General features: G+C 67.9%; 10 protein-coding genes. 7 read left to right on the top strand and 3 right to left on the bottom strand.

Annotation, left to right across the window (positions count from 1 at the left end):
* The first annotated feature begins 145 nt into the window (after positions 1-145).
* Positions 146-964, top strand: a complete 819-nt coding sequence (locus ACOGXE_RS05785; protein ID WP_419932998.1) for an alpha/beta hydrolase family esterase — start codon at positions 146-148, stop codon at positions 962-964.
* A 43-nt stretch (positions 965-1007) separates the two neighbouring features.
* Positions 1008-2072 (top strand): zinc-dependent alcohol dehydrogenase, encoded by a 1065-nt coding sequence (locus tag ACOGXE_RS05780; protein WP_419862860.1) that lies wholly within the window; start codon positions 1008-1010, stop codon positions 2070-2072.
* Positions 2073-2108: 36 nt separating this feature from the next.
* On the opposite strand, the gene ACOGXE_RS05775 is transcribed toward ACOGXE_RS05780, so the two are convergent.
* A complete protein-coding gene (locus ACOGXE_RS05775) occupies positions 2109-3398 on the bottom strand; it encodes an aspartate aminotransferase family protein (RefSeq protein ID WP_419862859.1) in 1290 nt (429 codons plus the stop codon).
* A 24-nt stretch (positions 3399-3422) separates the two neighbouring features.
* On the opposite strand from ACOGXE_RS05775, the gene ACOGXE_RS05770 reads away from it, so the two are divergent.
* The 5 genes from ACOGXE_RS05770 to ACOGXE_RS05750 all read left to right on the top strand — a co-directional run bounded on the left by ACOGXE_RS05770 (position 3423) and on the right by ACOGXE_RS05750 (position 12132).
* Complete coding sequence (locus ACOGXE_RS05770; protein WP_419932997.1) at positions 3423-4661, top strand: alpha-hydroxy acid oxidase; 1239 nt, start codon at positions 3423-3425, stop codon at positions 4659-4661.
* A 10-nt stretch (positions 4662-4671) separates the two neighbouring features.
* Entirely contained in the window at positions 4672-7266 is a 2595-nt protein-coding gene (locus tag ACOGXE_RS05765; RefSeq protein ID WP_419932996.1) for a GcvT family protein, read from the top strand.
* A 207-nt stretch (positions 7267-7473) separates the two neighbouring features.
* Positions 7474-9984 carry a GcvT family protein gene (locus ACOGXE_RS05760; RefSeq protein ID WP_419932995.1) on the top strand — a complete coding sequence of 837 codons (2511 nt, stop codon included), beginning with the start codon at positions 7474-7476 and terminating at the stop codon, positions 9982-9984.
* Between the two features lies 1 nt (position 9985).
* Positions 9986-11590 carry a trimethylamine methyltransferase family protein gene (locus ACOGXE_RS05755; protein WP_419932994.1) on the top strand — a complete coding sequence of 535 codons (1605 nt, stop codon included), beginning with the start codon at positions 9986-9988 and terminating at the stop codon, positions 11588-11590.
* Between the two features lie 20 nt (positions 11591-11610).
* The gene (locus ACOGXE_RS05750; RefSeq protein WP_419932993.1) at positions 11611-12132 is read left to right on the top strand and encodes a shikimate kinase; all 522 of its coding nucleotides are present in this window, start codon (positions 11611-11613) and stop codon (positions 12130-12132) included.
* 44 nt (positions 12133-12176) lie between these two features.
* Here the strand turns inward: ACOGXE_RS05750 and ACOGXE_RS05745 are convergent, their stop codons facing one another.
* Together ACOGXE_RS05745 and ACOGXE_RS05740 are read right to left on the bottom strand one after the other, a co-directional pair.
* Complete coding sequence (locus ACOGXE_RS05745; RefSeq protein WP_419932992.1) at positions 12177-13400, bottom strand: CaiB/BaiF CoA transferase family protein; 1224 nt, start codon at positions 13398-13400, stop codon at positions 12177-12179.
* Complete coding sequence (locus tag ACOGXE_RS05740; RefSeq protein ID WP_419932991.1) at positions 13397-14473, bottom strand: sucrase ferredoxin; 1077 nt, start codon at positions 14471-14473, stop codon at positions 13397-13399. The genes ACOGXE_RS05745 and ACOGXE_RS05740 overlap by 4 nt, the downstream gene beginning before the upstream one ends.
* Positions 14474-14520: the final 47 nt, after the last annotated feature.

The following is a 14520-nucleotide window of genomic DNA, read 5'->3' as shown; positions in this document are numbered from 1 at the left end:
GTTCGTGCTCGTCGCCGGGGCATGCACGTCGACGGACCAGGCGGTGGAAACGCCCACAGGTTGCGTGCCCGATGCCGAGCTCGCTGGAACGCAGAGTCGCCATCGCCTGACATCGGGAGGCAATGAGTACAGGTATCTGTTGTACGTGCCTGCATCAGCCCCGTCCAATACGCCGCTGGTCTTGAACTTCCATGGCTTGGGCGGCGACGGGGCCTCTCAGGCGGCGTACACGAGGTACACCGACCTGGCCGAGACAGAGGGTTTCGTGACGGTGCATCCGTCGGGGCTGTTGGTCGAGACGAACGAATGGGGCGCCACGCGCAACTGGGAGGGCATCGGGGAAGACAACTCAGGGCGAGACGACGTGCAGTTCGTCAGCGACCTCATCGACCAGGTCGCCGCCCAGGGGTGCATCGACCCGAAGCGCGTGTACGCAACTGGCTTCTCCAACGGCGGGTACTTCAGTGCCCAACTCGTCTGCCGACTGGCGGACCGGATCGCTGCGACATTCTCCGTCGGCGGCATCAGCCGCCCCGACGGCTGCCAACCTTCCCGCCCGGTGGCCATGGGAGCCATCCACGGGACCGCCGACGAGGTTGTGCCCTTCGATGACAGCAGCACCTCAGTGCTGCTCAAAGGTGCAGACATCGATGACGACAAAGCTCAGGAACTGGATGCGTTCTTCGCGGAGATCATTCCCGACGAAGTCGCCGAATTCGCCGCTGGGTTCAACTGCACGACGATGGCCGAGAGCATGTTCGACGCTGTGACCACCCTCACGAGCTACACCGACTGCGACGGCGATGTGGCGCTGCGCTTCTATGCGATGGAGGGTGCTGGGCACATCTGGCCGGGCTCGCATTGGGACAAGGGCACTGGCAAGTACCCCGCCGCCGAAGCGTCCGGCCTCGACGCAACCGCGGACGGCTGGGCGTTCATGAGCCAATATTCGCTGGACGAGTGAGCAGATTCAGCCGTCGCTCGGCGCGTGAGGAGTGAGCAGGCAGATGGAACTGATGAAAGCCGGCCGCATGGTCGACGTGGGGCGCATGGAGTGCGAAGAGATTCCCGTGCCGCCGCTCGACGAGGCCTCCTCGGACGCCGCCCCGGCGTCCCGGCCGGACGCCGCGCTGGGCATGACGGCGGTGAACTACGACGTGCTCATCCGGTCGGAGATGGCGTCGATCTGCGGCAGCGACCTGCACATGGTGATGATGGGTGCCGGCCTTGCCCACCGTCCTCCGTGCCCGCATGGGTTCCCGGGTCACGAAGGCATCGGCATGGTGGTGGAGAGCCGGGCGCCGGGCCTGCCCGAGGGTACGCACGTGCTGACGTTCCCGAACCCGCCGGTGGGCGAGTGCTTCAACGCCTTCCAGCGGATCAACTCCGGCTACTGCGTGCCGCTGCCGGCCGGCGATGTGCCGCGCTCGCATCTGCTGATGGGCCAGCAGCTCGGCACTGTCATTTATGCCATGCGCCAGCATCCACGTGACGTTGCCGGCGAGACCGTGATGGTCATGGGCCAGGGCTCGGCGGGGCTGTTCTTCACCTACTTGCTGAAACGAGCCGGCGCCGAGCGGGTCATCGTCTCGGACCTGTCGCCGACCCGCTTGGCGGTGGCTGAGGCCTACGGCGCGGACGAATGCCTGAATGCCGCTGAGCTCGGCAACGCCGGGGTCATCGAGGCAGTCAAGGACATGACCGACGGCCGCGGTGCCGACTACGTCGTGGAGGCAGTGGGACGTTCGGACACCTTCTTGGACTCGGTCGAGCTGGTGCGCATGGACGGGCAGCTCCTGTGGTTCGGGCTGCCGTCGACCGACGACAACATCCACGTGCGCTTCCAGAAGTTCTTCCGCAAGCGGCTGTCGGCCGCGAGCACCTACGGGGCGCAGGACGAGCCAGGCGCCATGTCATTCCGCCAGGCGCTGCAGCTCATCGCCTCCGGCGACATCGACGTGTCCCCGCTGCTCAGCCACGTGTTCGACGTAAGCGACATCGGCGACGCCTTCCGGCTCGCCCACGAACCCCACGACGCCGGAGCCCTCAAGGTCTCCGTCAGCTTCGATTGACGAATGGCTACCGCAGCATCGACTGAGGTCTGCCGCTCAGTCGAGTGCTTCGAGGATCCCCACCAATACGTCGAGTCCCTCGTTCAGCTCCGCTTCGGTCACGTTGAGCATGGGTGTGATGCGGATGACGTTGCCGTAGAGGCCGCCCTTGCCCACGAGCAGACCGCGGTCCTTGGCGGATTCCAGCACCGCAGCCGTGGTTGCCGCGTCGGGTTCGATGCTGCCTGCGTGGCAGAACTCGATGCCCTGCATCAACCCCTTGCCGCGCAGCTCGGCCACATGCGGCGATGCATCGCACACGGGCGCCAGGCGCTCGTGCATCTGCTCCCCGCGGGCGGCGGCGTTGGCCTGCAGGTCGTTCTCGAGCAGGTAGCGCAGGGTGGCCCTGCCCGCTGCGGTCGACAGCGGGTTCCCGCCGAAGGTGGTGATCGAATTGCGCGTCAGGCAATTCATGAGGTCGGCCCGGGCGACGATGCCGGCCAGGGTGATGCCGTTGCCGACGCCCTTGGCGAAGGTGATCGCATCGGGCGTGATGCCGTGGGCCTCGTAGCCCCAGAAGTGCTCGCCGGTGCGGCCCCAGCCCGACTGCACCTCGTCGGAGATGAACAGGATGCCCTCCGAGTGCAGCACCTTGCCCATCGCCCCGAAAAAGCCGTCGGGCGGCGTGGCAAAGCCGCCCACGCCCTGGATGGGCTCGGCAATCAGCGCCGAGAACCCCCCCGAGTCGGTCATGTCGATGAGCTGGACGAGGTCCTCCACGCAGGCATTGGTGAAGGCGTCGTCGTCGAGGTGCCTGAACGGGCTGCGCAGCCGGTAGCCGCCTTGCACGAACTGGACGTCGAGCCCGCTGTAGCTGCTGGTGGACCAGGCTCGGTGGCTGGTGATCGCCTGGGCGGTGAGCGAGCGGCCGTGGTAGCTGTTGCGCATCGCCAGCACCTGGTTGCTGTTGCGGTAGTTGGTCGCCAGCAGGATCGCGGTGTCGTTGGCCTCGCTGCCTGAGGTGGTGAACAGCACTCTCGGATCGGGGATGCCCGAGACGGCGGCCACCTCCTCGGCGAACGAGATCATCTCCTCGTTCAGGTACAGCGTGGATGTGTGCATCACCTTGGCTGCCTGGGCCTGCACGGCCTCCACTACGACGGGATTGGCGTGCCCGATCATGGTGGTGAGGATCCCGCCGAAGAAGTCGAGGTAGCGGGTGCCTTCGCTGTCGAATACGTAGCTCCCCTCGCCGCGGTCGATGGACACCGGCCGCTCGTACAGCGGGCTGATGAAGCTGGGCAATATTGCGCGGTAGCGCTCTGCCAGTTCGGCGTTTGTGGCCATTGCGACATCGTAGAGTTCGCGTTCATGGCGGGGTTGACGAGCTGGGTGTCGCAGGCCTACGAAACGGCCCGCAGCGTCATGCAGTTCGGCGAGTTCGAGCACGATGCCGACAAGCGACACCTGATCCGGGCAGCCGACGTCTCCGACTTGCGCCGCATGGCGAAACGCCGCATGCCGGGCGGCTGCTTCGACTACATCGACGGGGCAGCCGAGGACGAGGTCAGCGCGGAGCGCAGCGTGTCGGCCTATCACCGCTGGCAATTCCGGCCGCGTGTGCTGCGCGACGTGAGCGAGGTGGACATCTCGGGCAAGGTGCTGGGCACCGAAGTGCCGATCCCGCTGGTGATCGCTCCGACGGGTTTCGACCGCATCGCCCATTCCCAAGGCGAGCTGGCCGTGGCGCGTGCCGCTGAACGGGCCGGCATCCCGTACTCGCTTTCGACCATGGGCACACGCTCGGTCGAAGAGGTGGCAGAGGTGTGCGCAGGGCGAAAGTTCTTCCAGGTGTATGTCTGGCGCGACCGCGAGCTGATGGCTGACCTGCTCGAGCGCTCGGCCGCATCGGGCTACGAAGCGATCATGATCACGGTGGACACTGCCGTGCTGGGACGCCGTGAGCGCGACGTGCGGCACGGCTTCAGCCTTCCCCCCAAGCTCGGGCCCGACACGATCATCGACGGGCTGCTGCACCCGCGCTGGCTGCTGGACTTCCTCAGCAACGAGCCGATCAAGTTCTCGAATTGCGAGGGGGCGGCCGGCGGCGACGGCGGTGACGCCGTGGCGCTGGCCGACTACATCAACAGCCAGTTCGACCCGTCGCTGTCGTGGGACGACATCGAGTGGTTCCGCGAGCGCTGGGACGGCCCCGTGATGCTCAAGGGTGTGCTGTCGCCGGATGACGCCAAAATCGCGGCGGACATGGAGCTCGACGCCGTGATCGTGTCCAATCACGGCGGCCGCCAGCTCGACGGTGCCCCCGCGCCGGTGGAGTGCGTGCCGGCCATCCGCGAGGCGGTCGGCGATCGCTGCGAGGTGATCTGCGACGGCGGCATCCGGCGCGGCAGCGACATCGTGAAGGCGCTGGCCCTGGGGGCCGACTCGGCCATGATCGGCCGGGCGTACCTGTATGCCCTCGGTGCGGCCGGCGAGACCGGCGTGGACTGGGTGCTCAACTACTTCGTCGAGGGGATGACCCGCACGATGCGCCTCAACGGTGTTCGTTCGACCGCGGATCTGACCCCCGACCTGCTCGAACGCGTCTGAGGCGGCATTGATGGCAGAACAGACCTCACCCGGGCGCGCCCTGCGCGACCGCACCCTTCCCGAGCGCGCGGGGTCTCGGCGCACGATCCCAGATCGTGCCGAAGTGGTCGTGGTGGGGGGCGGCGTCGTGGGCTGCGCCGTTGCGTACCACTTGGTGCGGCGCGGCATCACCGATGTGCTGCTGCTCGAGCAGAACCAGCTCACCTCGGGCACTACCTGGCACGCGGCCGGGCTGGCGGCGCAGCTCAAGGCGACCTACAGCCTGACCAAGCTGGCTACCTACACGGTGCGCCTGTTCGAGGCGCTGGAGGACGAGACGGGTCAAGCGACTGGATTCCGGGCGCCGGGCTCGATCTCGGTGGCCTCCGACGCCGAGCGCTGGGAGGAGATCCTGCGCGGTGCATCGATGGGCCGTTCGGTCGGGGTCGAGTCTCGACTGCTCGACATGGACGAGCTGTCGGAGATGTGGCCGCTGATGCGCACCGACGACCTGGTGGGCGCGCTGTACCTGCCTGACGACGGGATGGTGTCGCCGGTGGACGTCACGATGGCGCTGGCCAAGGGTGCGCGCTCCCGCGGATGCCGCATTGTCGAGGGCGTTGCCGTCACCGGGCTCGAGACCCGCAACGGCGCCATCAGCGGTGTCTGGACTGAGCTCATGCCCGGCACCGCAAACCCCGTCGGTGAAGCCGCCGGGGGAGACCACCTGATCGAGACCGACACGGTGGTGCTGGCCACCGGCATGTGGACCCGCCACCTGGCAGCGCAGATCGGGGTGAACGTCCCGCTGCAGGCCTGCGAGCACTTCTACGTCGTCACCGAGCCGCTCGAAGGGCTCGACACCTCCACGCCCATCGTGCGCGACCCCACCAACTACACCTATTTCAAGGAGGAGACCGGCAAGCTGATGGTGGGCTTCTTCGAGCCGGCCGCCAAGGTGTGGCGGCTGGGCGGCATCCCGCGCGACTTCAAGTTCGGGACGTTGGACGAGGACTGGGACCATGTCGGCCCGGTTTACGAGCGTTCGTGCCACCGCATTCCGGTGCTGGCCGACTGCGGGGTGCAGCTGTTCTTCAACGGCCCTGAGTCGTTCACGCCCGACGGCACCTACTACCTCGGCGAGGCCCCCGAGGTCGACGGCTGTTTCATCGCTGCAGGCTTCAACTCGGTGGGCATCCAGTCAGCGGGCGGAGCGGGCTGGGTGCTGGCCGACTGGATCGCAGACCGGCACCCGCCGATGGACCTGTGCGCAGTGGACATCCGCAGGGCCATGCCGTTCCAGGCCAATGAGACGTACCTCGGCGAGCGCATCAGCGAGAGCCTCGGGCTGCTCTACGCCATGCACTGGCCGTTCTTCCAGTACACGAGCGCACGCGACCAGCGCCGCTCCGCGCTGCACGATGCCATGGACACTGCGGGCGCGGTGTTCGGCGAGACGGCCGGCTGGGAGCGGGCCAACTGGTTCGCCGAGCCGGGCCAGGAACGCGAGTACCGCTACAGCTACGGCAAGCAGAACTGGTTCGACAACTCCGGCAGCGAGTGCGATGCGGTTCGCAACGGTGTGGCGGTGTTCGACCAGTCGTCGTTCGTCAAGTTCACCGTGCGCGGCCCCGATGCGCTCGAGGTGCTCGACACGCTGAGCGTCGCCGATGTCGACGTGCCGGCCGGCCGGGCCGTCTACACGCAGTGGTGCAATGAGCGGGGAGGCATCGAGGCCGACCTGACGGTCACCCGGCTGGGCGACGACGACTTCTGGGTGGTCACCTCGGCTGCGTGCCAGACCCGGGACTGGGCCTGGCTGCGCCGTCACTGCCGAGGCAAGGATGTCGAGATTGCGGACGTGACCGACGACTGGGCGGTGCTCGGGCTGATGGGGCCGCGTTCACGGGAGCTGCTCGGCTTGGTGACCGGCGCCCCGCTCGACAACGAGTCGTTCGGCTTCGGCAGCGCTTGCCACATTGACATCGCGTCATCGGGGGGCCCGAAGACTGTCCTGGCGATTCGCATGAGCTATGTGGGCGAGCTCGGCTGGGAGCTCTACGTCCCCAATGCGGATGCGGTCGCGGTGTACGAGGCGCTCAGGGACGCCGCCGCGGCCGACGAGTCGCTGGAGCTGGGCCACGCCGGCTACCACGCCATGAACACGCTGCGCCTCGAATGCGGCTACCGCCACTGGGGCCACGACATCAGCGATGAGGACTCGCCGCTCGAGGCAGGGCTGGGCTTCGCCATTGCGTGGGACAAGCAGCGGGACTTCATCGGCCGCGCCGCGCTGGAGGAGCAGCGCCTGCTGCCACGAACGCGGCGTCTGATCCAATTCCGGCTCGAGGACCCCGACGTGCTCGCCTACCACGATGAACCCATCCGCCGCGATGGCGAGCTTGTCGGCCGCGTCACGTCGGCAATGTGGAGCTACACCGAAGATCGCTGCCTGGCGATGGGCTACGTGACCCATCCGACGGCGGACGGCCCGGAGCCGCAGGCAGTCACCAAGTCGTGGCTGGACGTCGGCAGCTTCGACATCGAGATCGCCGACCGCCGCATCGAGGCCACGCCTTCGATCCGCAGCTTCTACGACCCCACCAACCAGCGCGTCCGCATGTAACCCGTCGCATAACTGCACAATCTGCAAGTCCAACTTTCAGGTTGTGCAACCAGATGCCCACAAACGCGCAGACATGCGCGGAGTGAGTGATAATTTGCGCGCACCGCATCGGCATGCCATGGGGTCGGCACCCGGGGGGCCCGGCCCGAACATGGCCCGGACAACTGGGGACCTGTCTATGAGTGAGCAGGCCCGGCATGGCTGAGCATGCCTGAACAAGCGCGCTGCGTCATCATCGGCGGCGGGGCGATGGGGGCCGGTCTGCTGTATGCCCTCGCGCACGAGGGCTGGACCGACACGATCCTGGTCGAGAAGGGCGAGCTGACCTCTGGGTCGACCTGGCACGCGGCCGGCCTGATCCCGAACTTCATCGGCGATCTCAACATGGCCAAGGTCCATCAGGAGGCCATCGCGCTCTACCCGCAGCTGGAGGCCGAGACCGGGCTGTCTGCGGGCTGGCATGGCTGCGGCGCCATCCGTTTGGCGCGCACGGCCGATGAAGCCGACTGGCACCACTACGTCCACGCCATGCTCACCCAGATCGGTGTCGAGTCGCATCTCATCGGGCCCGATGAGATCGCCGAACGGCACCCGCTGCTGACCGATCTTGACGACGTACGGCTCGGCTTCTTCACGCCCAACGACGGCTGGACCGATCCGTCGAGCTGCACCAACGCCATGGCGAAGGGTGCCCGCGATCTCGGCTGCCGGATCATGCGCCACACGTTGGTGACCGGCATGTCGCAGCGTCCCGACGGCAGCTGGGATGTCACCATCGTGCGTGGCGGTGCCGATCCGGGTCGGCGCCGCAACGGCACAGCAATCGAGTCTGGCGGCGACGACGAGCAGGACACGATCCACTGCGAGCACGTGGTGAACGCCGCGGGGCACTACGCGCCGCAGCTCGGCGCCATGATCGGGCTCGACGTGCCGATCGTGTCGGTCATCCACCAGTACCTGGTGACCGAGACCGTGCCCGAGGTGGAGGCGCTCGACTTCGAACTGCCGGTCGTGCGTGACCCGCGAGCCTCCTGCTACTACCGCCAGGAGATCGACGGCCTGCTCATCGGACCGTACGAGATGTCCGGGTCGCGGCCGTACGGCGTGGACGGCATCGACTGGGACCTGCACTTTCACCTGCCCGGCGAGGACCTCGACGTGCTCGAGGAATGTCTGGACTTCGCACAGCAACGCATCGGCGTGCTGTCGGAGGCCGGGATCAAGCAGGTCGTGTCGGGACCGATCACCCACACCCCCGACTCGGGCTATCTCATGGGGCCTGCACCGGGGGTGCGCAACTACTGGCACTGCAACGGCGCGTCCATCGGGATCACTCAGGGCCCAGGCGCCGGGAGGTTCCTGGCGCAGTGGATGGTCCACGGGCAGACCGAGATCAACGTGCGCGGCATGGATCCGCGGCGCTTCGGCGATCACACCGGGCCCAAGTCGCAGTTCGCGCTGGAGAAGGCGCTGGACGAGTACCACGAGATGTACCAAGTGCGGCTGCCGGGCGAACAGCGCGACGCCGGTCGACCGGTCAAGACGACACCGCTGTGGGGGCGCTTCGATGCGCTGGGCGCGCAATGGCAGGAGATCTACGGCTGGGAGCGACCGCAGTACTTCTCGCCCGAGCGCACACCTGAGGCGCACTCGTTCCGCCGCTCCAACGCTCATGACATCGTCGGCGCCGAAGTGCGCGGCGTGCGCGAACGGGTGGGCGTGGCCGACCTCAGCGCATTTGCCAAGTTCGAGGTGAGCGGGCGCGACGCCGCGGCACTGCTGGATCGGTTGTCGGCCAACCGCCTGCCGGGACGCGACGGCGGCATCCGACTCACCCACATGCTGACGACGCTCGGCGGCATCGAGTGCGAGATGACGATCGCCCGCCTGGCGCCGGACCGGTTCTGGCTGGCCTCGGCGATCATGGGCCAGAGCCACGACCTGGACTGGCTGCGCGACCACATCGAATCAGGTGAGCAGGTCGAGGTGCGGGACGCCACCGACAGCACCGCCATCCTTGGCGTCACGGGGCCACGAGCGCGCGACGTGCTCGCGCCGCTGACCGACGCCGACCTCGGCAATGACGCGTTCAGCTGGCTCACCGCCCAGGAGGTCACGGTGGCCGGCGTTGCGACCAAGGCGCTGCGGGTGTCCTATGTCGGCGAACTGGGGTGGGAGCTGCACTGCGGCATGGACGAACTGGACCGGCTGTACGACGCGGTCGTCGAGGCCGGTGGTCCTCATGGCCTCGTGCACTTCGGCAGCTACGCCATGAACGTGATGCGTATTGAGAAGGCCTACAAGGCGTGGGGCAGCGAGCTGACCACCGAGATCACGCCGATCGAAGCCCGCCTCGGACGATTCGTGGACTACAGCCGCCCGTTCATCGGCCGCGATTCGGCCGTAGCGCGTCGCGAAGCTGAAGAGAACGGCGAGCCGCTGTCGATGGTGCTCGTGTACTGCGAGGTGGACGCAGGCGACAACGACGTGCGCGGCAACGAGCCCGCATTCGCGCCCGGCAGCGACGAGCCCATGGGCATCGGCACCAGCGGAGCTTGGGGCCACTCCGTGGGCCGCAGCCTGGCGTTCGTCTATGTCGATCCCCGCTTCGAGGCCCCCGGCAGCATGTTCGAGTTGGACCTGCTCGGCGAGCGGCGCACAGCCACCGTGCTGGCTGAGGCCGCCTACGACCCCCGCAACGCGGCACTGCGAGCCTGAGATGAACTTGAGCGACAGCGACTCATCGTCGACCGAGGCCCCGGAAGCTCCGCGCCGACGCCGCGGCGGTGGCCGAGCCGGCCGCATCGCCGTGCGCGAAGCGGCTCCCGAACGCGACCGACGACCGGTCCGTCCAGGCTTGCCTGCGGGACGATTCAAACCGCTGACCGAGAGCGATATGCAGCAGGTGTACGACACCGCGCTCGGGCTGCTCGAAGACGTCGGCATGGGCGACCCCCTCGACGAGTTCGTCGAAGCGGCGACGCCTGTCGGCGGGTGGGTCGACGACAACGGACGCATCCACCTGCCTCGCGGCGTCGTCGAGCGCGCCATAGAGACCGCGGCCAAGGAGTGGATCTGGCACGGCTTCGACGACGACCAATCGGTGCACGTGGGCGGCGAGCACGTCTATTTCGGCACGTCGGGCGCTGCGGTGATGATGTACGACCACGAGACCGGCACGTTCCGCGATTCGCTTGCGCAGGACGTGTACGACTGCGGCCGGCTGGTGGACACGCTCGACAACCTGCACTTCTACGTGCGCACGGTGGTGGCCCGTGACATGGTCGAGACCCGTGACCTCGACATGACCACGGCATACGCCGTGATGTGCAGCACTACCAAGCCGGGCGGATCGTCGTGGTTCGAGCCGGAGTGGGTGTACGAGTCGGTCGAGATGTTCGACCTCGTGCTCGGCGGCGAGGGCGAGTTCGCGAAGCGCCCGTTCATCGCGGCGAACAACACCTTCGTGGTCCCACCGCTGCGCTTCGCGTACGACTCGGCGAGATGCTTGGTCGCACAGGTGCGTACAGGCATGCCCATCAACCTGCTGTCGGCCCTGCAGGCCGGCGCGACTGCGCCCGCAGCGCTCGCCGGTGCTCTGGCGCAGGCGGTGGCGGAGTGCCTCGGCGGACTGACCTTCGTGAACCTGCTGTCGCCCGGGCATCCCTGCCTGCTGGGCTTGTGGCCGTTTGTCTCCGACCTGCGCACGGGTGCCATGAGCGGGGGGTCGGGTGAGGAAGGCATCCTCAACGCCGCCGCGGCCGAAGTCGGCCATTGGCTCGGGCTGCCCACCGGCGTCGCGGCGGGTATGACGGATTCCAAGGTGAATGACGCCCAAGCCGGCTACGAGAAAGGCCTGAACGTCGGGCTCGCCGGTCATGCCGGAGCCAACATCGTCTACGAATCGGCGGGGATGCTGGCGAGCCTGCTGGCCTGCTCGTACGAGGCGCTGGTGATCGACAACGACATGCTGGGCGCCATCAACCGCACCGTGCGCGGCATCGAGGTGAACGCCGACACCCTGTCCGCCGAGCTTATCGGCGAGGTCATCGCCGGGCCGGGCCACTTCCTGGGCTCACCGCAGACGCTCGAGCTGATGGAGACCGAGTACCTCTACCCGCTGGTGTCCAACCGGGACACTCCCGAGGACTGGACCGAGGCGGGCAGCCGAGCGGCGCACGACGTGGCCCACGACCATGTGGTGGCCACCCTGGACAGCCACTGGCCGTCGCACATCAGCCCTGCTGTCGACGCCGCCATCCGGGACGCGTTCCCGATCGGTCTGGCGCCCCAAGGCCCCGCGATCGAGGCTGCCGCGTCCTAGCAGCCGCCTAGCGTGAAGGGGTGGCACGAGTGCCCGAACGGAACGTGGTGCTGACGGGCTTCATGGGCTCGGGCAAGACCACCGTCGGCCGGCTCGTTGCGCGCGAGCTGGGCTGGACGTTCCTGGACACCGATGACGTGATCGTGGCCCGGCACGGATCGATCGAAGCCATCTTCGCCGAGCAGGGCGAGGACGCGTTCCGAGCACTCGAGCGGGAGGTGGCTGCAGAAGTCGCTCGCAGCCAGCATCACGTCATCGCGACCGGCGGCCGGATGCTGCTTGACCCAGCAAATGCCGATGCGCTGACCGCTACGGGCCGAGTCTTCTGTCTGGTTGCGGACGCTGACGAGATCGTCCGCCGCCTGCAGGCCGACATCGGCGGTCCGGTACGGCCGCTGCTCTCGGGCGGTGACCCGGCTGCCGCTGTTGCCCGGCTATTGGACGAGCGTGCGGCCGGCTACGGGCAGTTCGAGCAGGTTCTCACTGCGGACCGCCCACCGCTGGACATAGCAACGGACATCATCAGGCGCCTCGACGCCTGATCGGTGACGGCGCCGAGCCGCGGCAGCCTCAGGCCGAGAGACGTTCATTCGGCAGCGACGATGCCGCGCTCGGTCAGGTCGGTGATCTCGCTCTCATCCAGGCCGAGCAAGTCGCCGAGCACAGCGGCGGTGTGCTCACCGGCTCGTGGCGCGGGGCCGCGCACGCCCACGTCGGGGGAGTTGTGCATGCGGAACGGGGCGGCGATGGTTTCGAATTCCCCGGCTTCGGGGTGGTGGATGGTCTCGAAGGCCCCAGTCGCGCGCACCTGCGGATCCTGCGCAGCCTGCGCGGTGTCGTTGATCGGCGCCCAGATACAGCGGTACTCGTCGAGCCGGGGCATCCAGTAGTCGGACGGCTGTGACTTGAGGGTGTCGTCGATGTCGGCGAGCAGCGCGCGCATCGCCCGAAAGCGCTGCCGACCGGTTTGGTAGTCGGGGTTGTCCAGCAGGTCCTCGCGCTCGATGGCTTTGCAGAACCGCTCCCATGCGTCGCCGGTGTCGGGCATCGTGAAATGCAGCCAGCGCCCGTCAGCGCACTCGAAGGCTTCGAGCATCGGCGACAGGCCGCTGTCACGAGGTCGCTCGGTGTTGGGGCGACCGTCCACCAGCGACGTCGCCATGTCGATGGCGATGGTCCATGTTGCTGTGCGCAACAGCGAGGACTCCACGATCTGCCCCTCGCCCGTCACGTCCCGGGCGCGCAGCCCCGCCATGATCGCGCCGAAGAACGCCAGGCTCGTGGTGTGGTCTCCCTGGCCTGGTCGGGCGTGCGGAGGGACGCCGCCGGGAGGGGTCGAGGCGCCGTACAGACCTGACCGCGAGAAGAAGGCCGTCACGTCATAGCCGGGCCGGTCGATCTCGTCGCCCACTTCGCCGTAGCCCGACAGCACGCCGACTACCAGGTCAGGCTTCAGCGCCAGCAGATCGTCGGTGCCCAGGCCGAAGCGATCACGGCGCTCCGGCAGCAGGTTCATCACGACGACGTCGGAGGCTGCGACGAGACGACGAGCGATTGCCGAGCCATCGGGGTCCTCCAGATTGAGCTGGATCGACTGCTTGCCCCGGTTGATGAACTGGAAGGCCACGTCGGGGTTGTGTGCACCTTCGGGCACCTTGGCCTGCTTCATCAGCCCGCGAATCGGGTCGCCGCCGATGGCTTCCACCTTGATCACCTCGGCTCCGAGGTCGGCCATGATCGCCACTGCGGACGGTGCTGCAGCGAAATTGGCGAACTCGACGACGCGGATGCCCTCCAGTGGTGATGTCATTTCGATGTCTCCCAGATATCGGTGACTGTGAATTCTGTCGCGGGCTTGGCGGGGAGGCCGCCGAGCGCCCGGCACGCGATGGTCGGCACGGTCCGCCCGGCCTCCACCGACACCGTCCATGCTCGTCCGGTCTCAGCTGCGACGACCTCGACATCCCATCCGGCCCCCGATGGCCGGAAGCGGACTTGGCGAGCCATGTCCTCGAGTGGCCAGCCGACCCGTGCGAACACGGCACGCTCGGCAACCTGGGCTGGCCCGGTCGGCGCGCCCCACCATCCCCGGCAGCGCGATGCCATCGCGGCCGCATCGGCAGTCCGGTCCAAGATCGTGGCGATCTCTCCTGCTTCGATGCCGGCCCACATGCGGCCGTCGGGCAGCGTCATCGCCGTCGGAGCGAACCGGTGGCCTCCGGTGTGGCTGACGCGGTACACGGCAACCCGTCCGCTTGCGGTGGGCGCACCGGTGTACGGCTCGTTGACGTCTGCATCCCGGTAGGTGCGCAACACGGCTTCGAAGTCGGCCGCAAGGCGTGTGCCCTCGCTGCCGCAGCACACGTCATGGCTGCCTTGGGTGCAGATGAGCACCGCCCGCTCGTTCTCGGCGTACCCGACCGAAGCGAAGCCCGCTCCCTGCGGAACCGGGTTTGCGGGCGATTGATCGGCGAGGTGGGCGAACAGCCCACGGAGTCCGTCGGGCCCGTCGGCTTCGAAGTAGGCCGACTGGGTTCCCGCCCCGGCGCGCCAGTGCAGCGCGACAGGGATCGTGCTGCGCTGGGCACGTTCGTCGGGCGGCACAGCGGCGAGCAGCCGGGTCGGACCGACGTGAAGATCCATCATGGGCCGGAAGCCCTCGAGCAGGCCGTTCGCGAAGACCGGTTTCGGCCACGGCAGCGGCACCTCCACCAGTGCTACGGCGTCGGCGGCGATCGAGGTGCCGCCCGGGTCGGTGCCGATGCCGGCAGCGTGAGCTGAGCAGCGCGGCGCCTCGTCGGTCGCGGGCAGAAGCGCCAGCACATCTGGTTCGAGCGGCGGCAGCGCCGGTCGGGGCGCTGTGCCGTCTGGAGCCGCTGCCATTGGGCCAGCATAGGAAGCCATCCCCAGACAGGCCGGGAGAACTCGGC

The organism is Candidatus Poriferisodalis sp., from assembly GCF_965208555.1.
Lineage (GTDB): Bacteria > Actinomycetota > Acidimicrobiia > Acidimicrobiales > Poriferisodalaceae > Poriferisodalis.
The sequence above is the reverse complement of the archived record's forward strand: the minus strand, read 5'-3'. Positions and strand labels throughout refer to the sequence as shown.

Excerpts from the sequence above, each read along its gene's own strand:
- ACOGXE_RS05780 (WP_419862860.1), top strand. The coding sequence starts at position 1,008 with ATGGAACTGATGAAAGCCGGCCGCATGGTCGACGTGGGGCGCATGGAG.
- ACOGXE_RS05775 (WP_419862859.1), bottom strand. The coding sequence starts at position 3,398 with ATGGCCACAAACGCCGAACTGGCAGAGCGCTACCGCGCAATATTGCCC.
- ACOGXE_RS05770 (WP_419932997.1), top strand. The coding sequence starts at position 3,423 with ATGGCGGGGTTGACGAGCTGGGTGTCGCAGGCCTACGAAACGGCCCGC.
- ACOGXE_RS05765 (WP_419932996.1), top strand. The coding sequence starts at position 4,672 with ATGGCAGAACAGACCTCACCCGGGCGCGCCCTGCGCGACCGCACCCTT.
- ACOGXE_RS05760 (WP_419932995.1), top strand. The coding sequence starts at position 7,474 with ATGCCTGAACAAGCGCGCTGCGTCATCATCGGCGGCGGGGCGATGGGG.
- ACOGXE_RS05755 (WP_419932994.1), top strand. The coding sequence starts at position 9,986 with ATGAACTTGAGCGACAGCGACTCATCGTCGACCGAGGCCCCGGAAGCT.
- ACOGXE_RS05745 (WP_419932992.1), bottom strand. The coding sequence starts at position 13,400 with ATGACATCACCACTGGAGGGCATCCGCGTCGTCGAGTTCGCCAATTTC.
- ACOGXE_RS05740 (WP_419932991.1), bottom strand. The coding sequence starts at position 14,473 with ATGGCAGCGGCTCCAGACGGCACAGCGCCCCGACCGGCGCTGCCGCCG.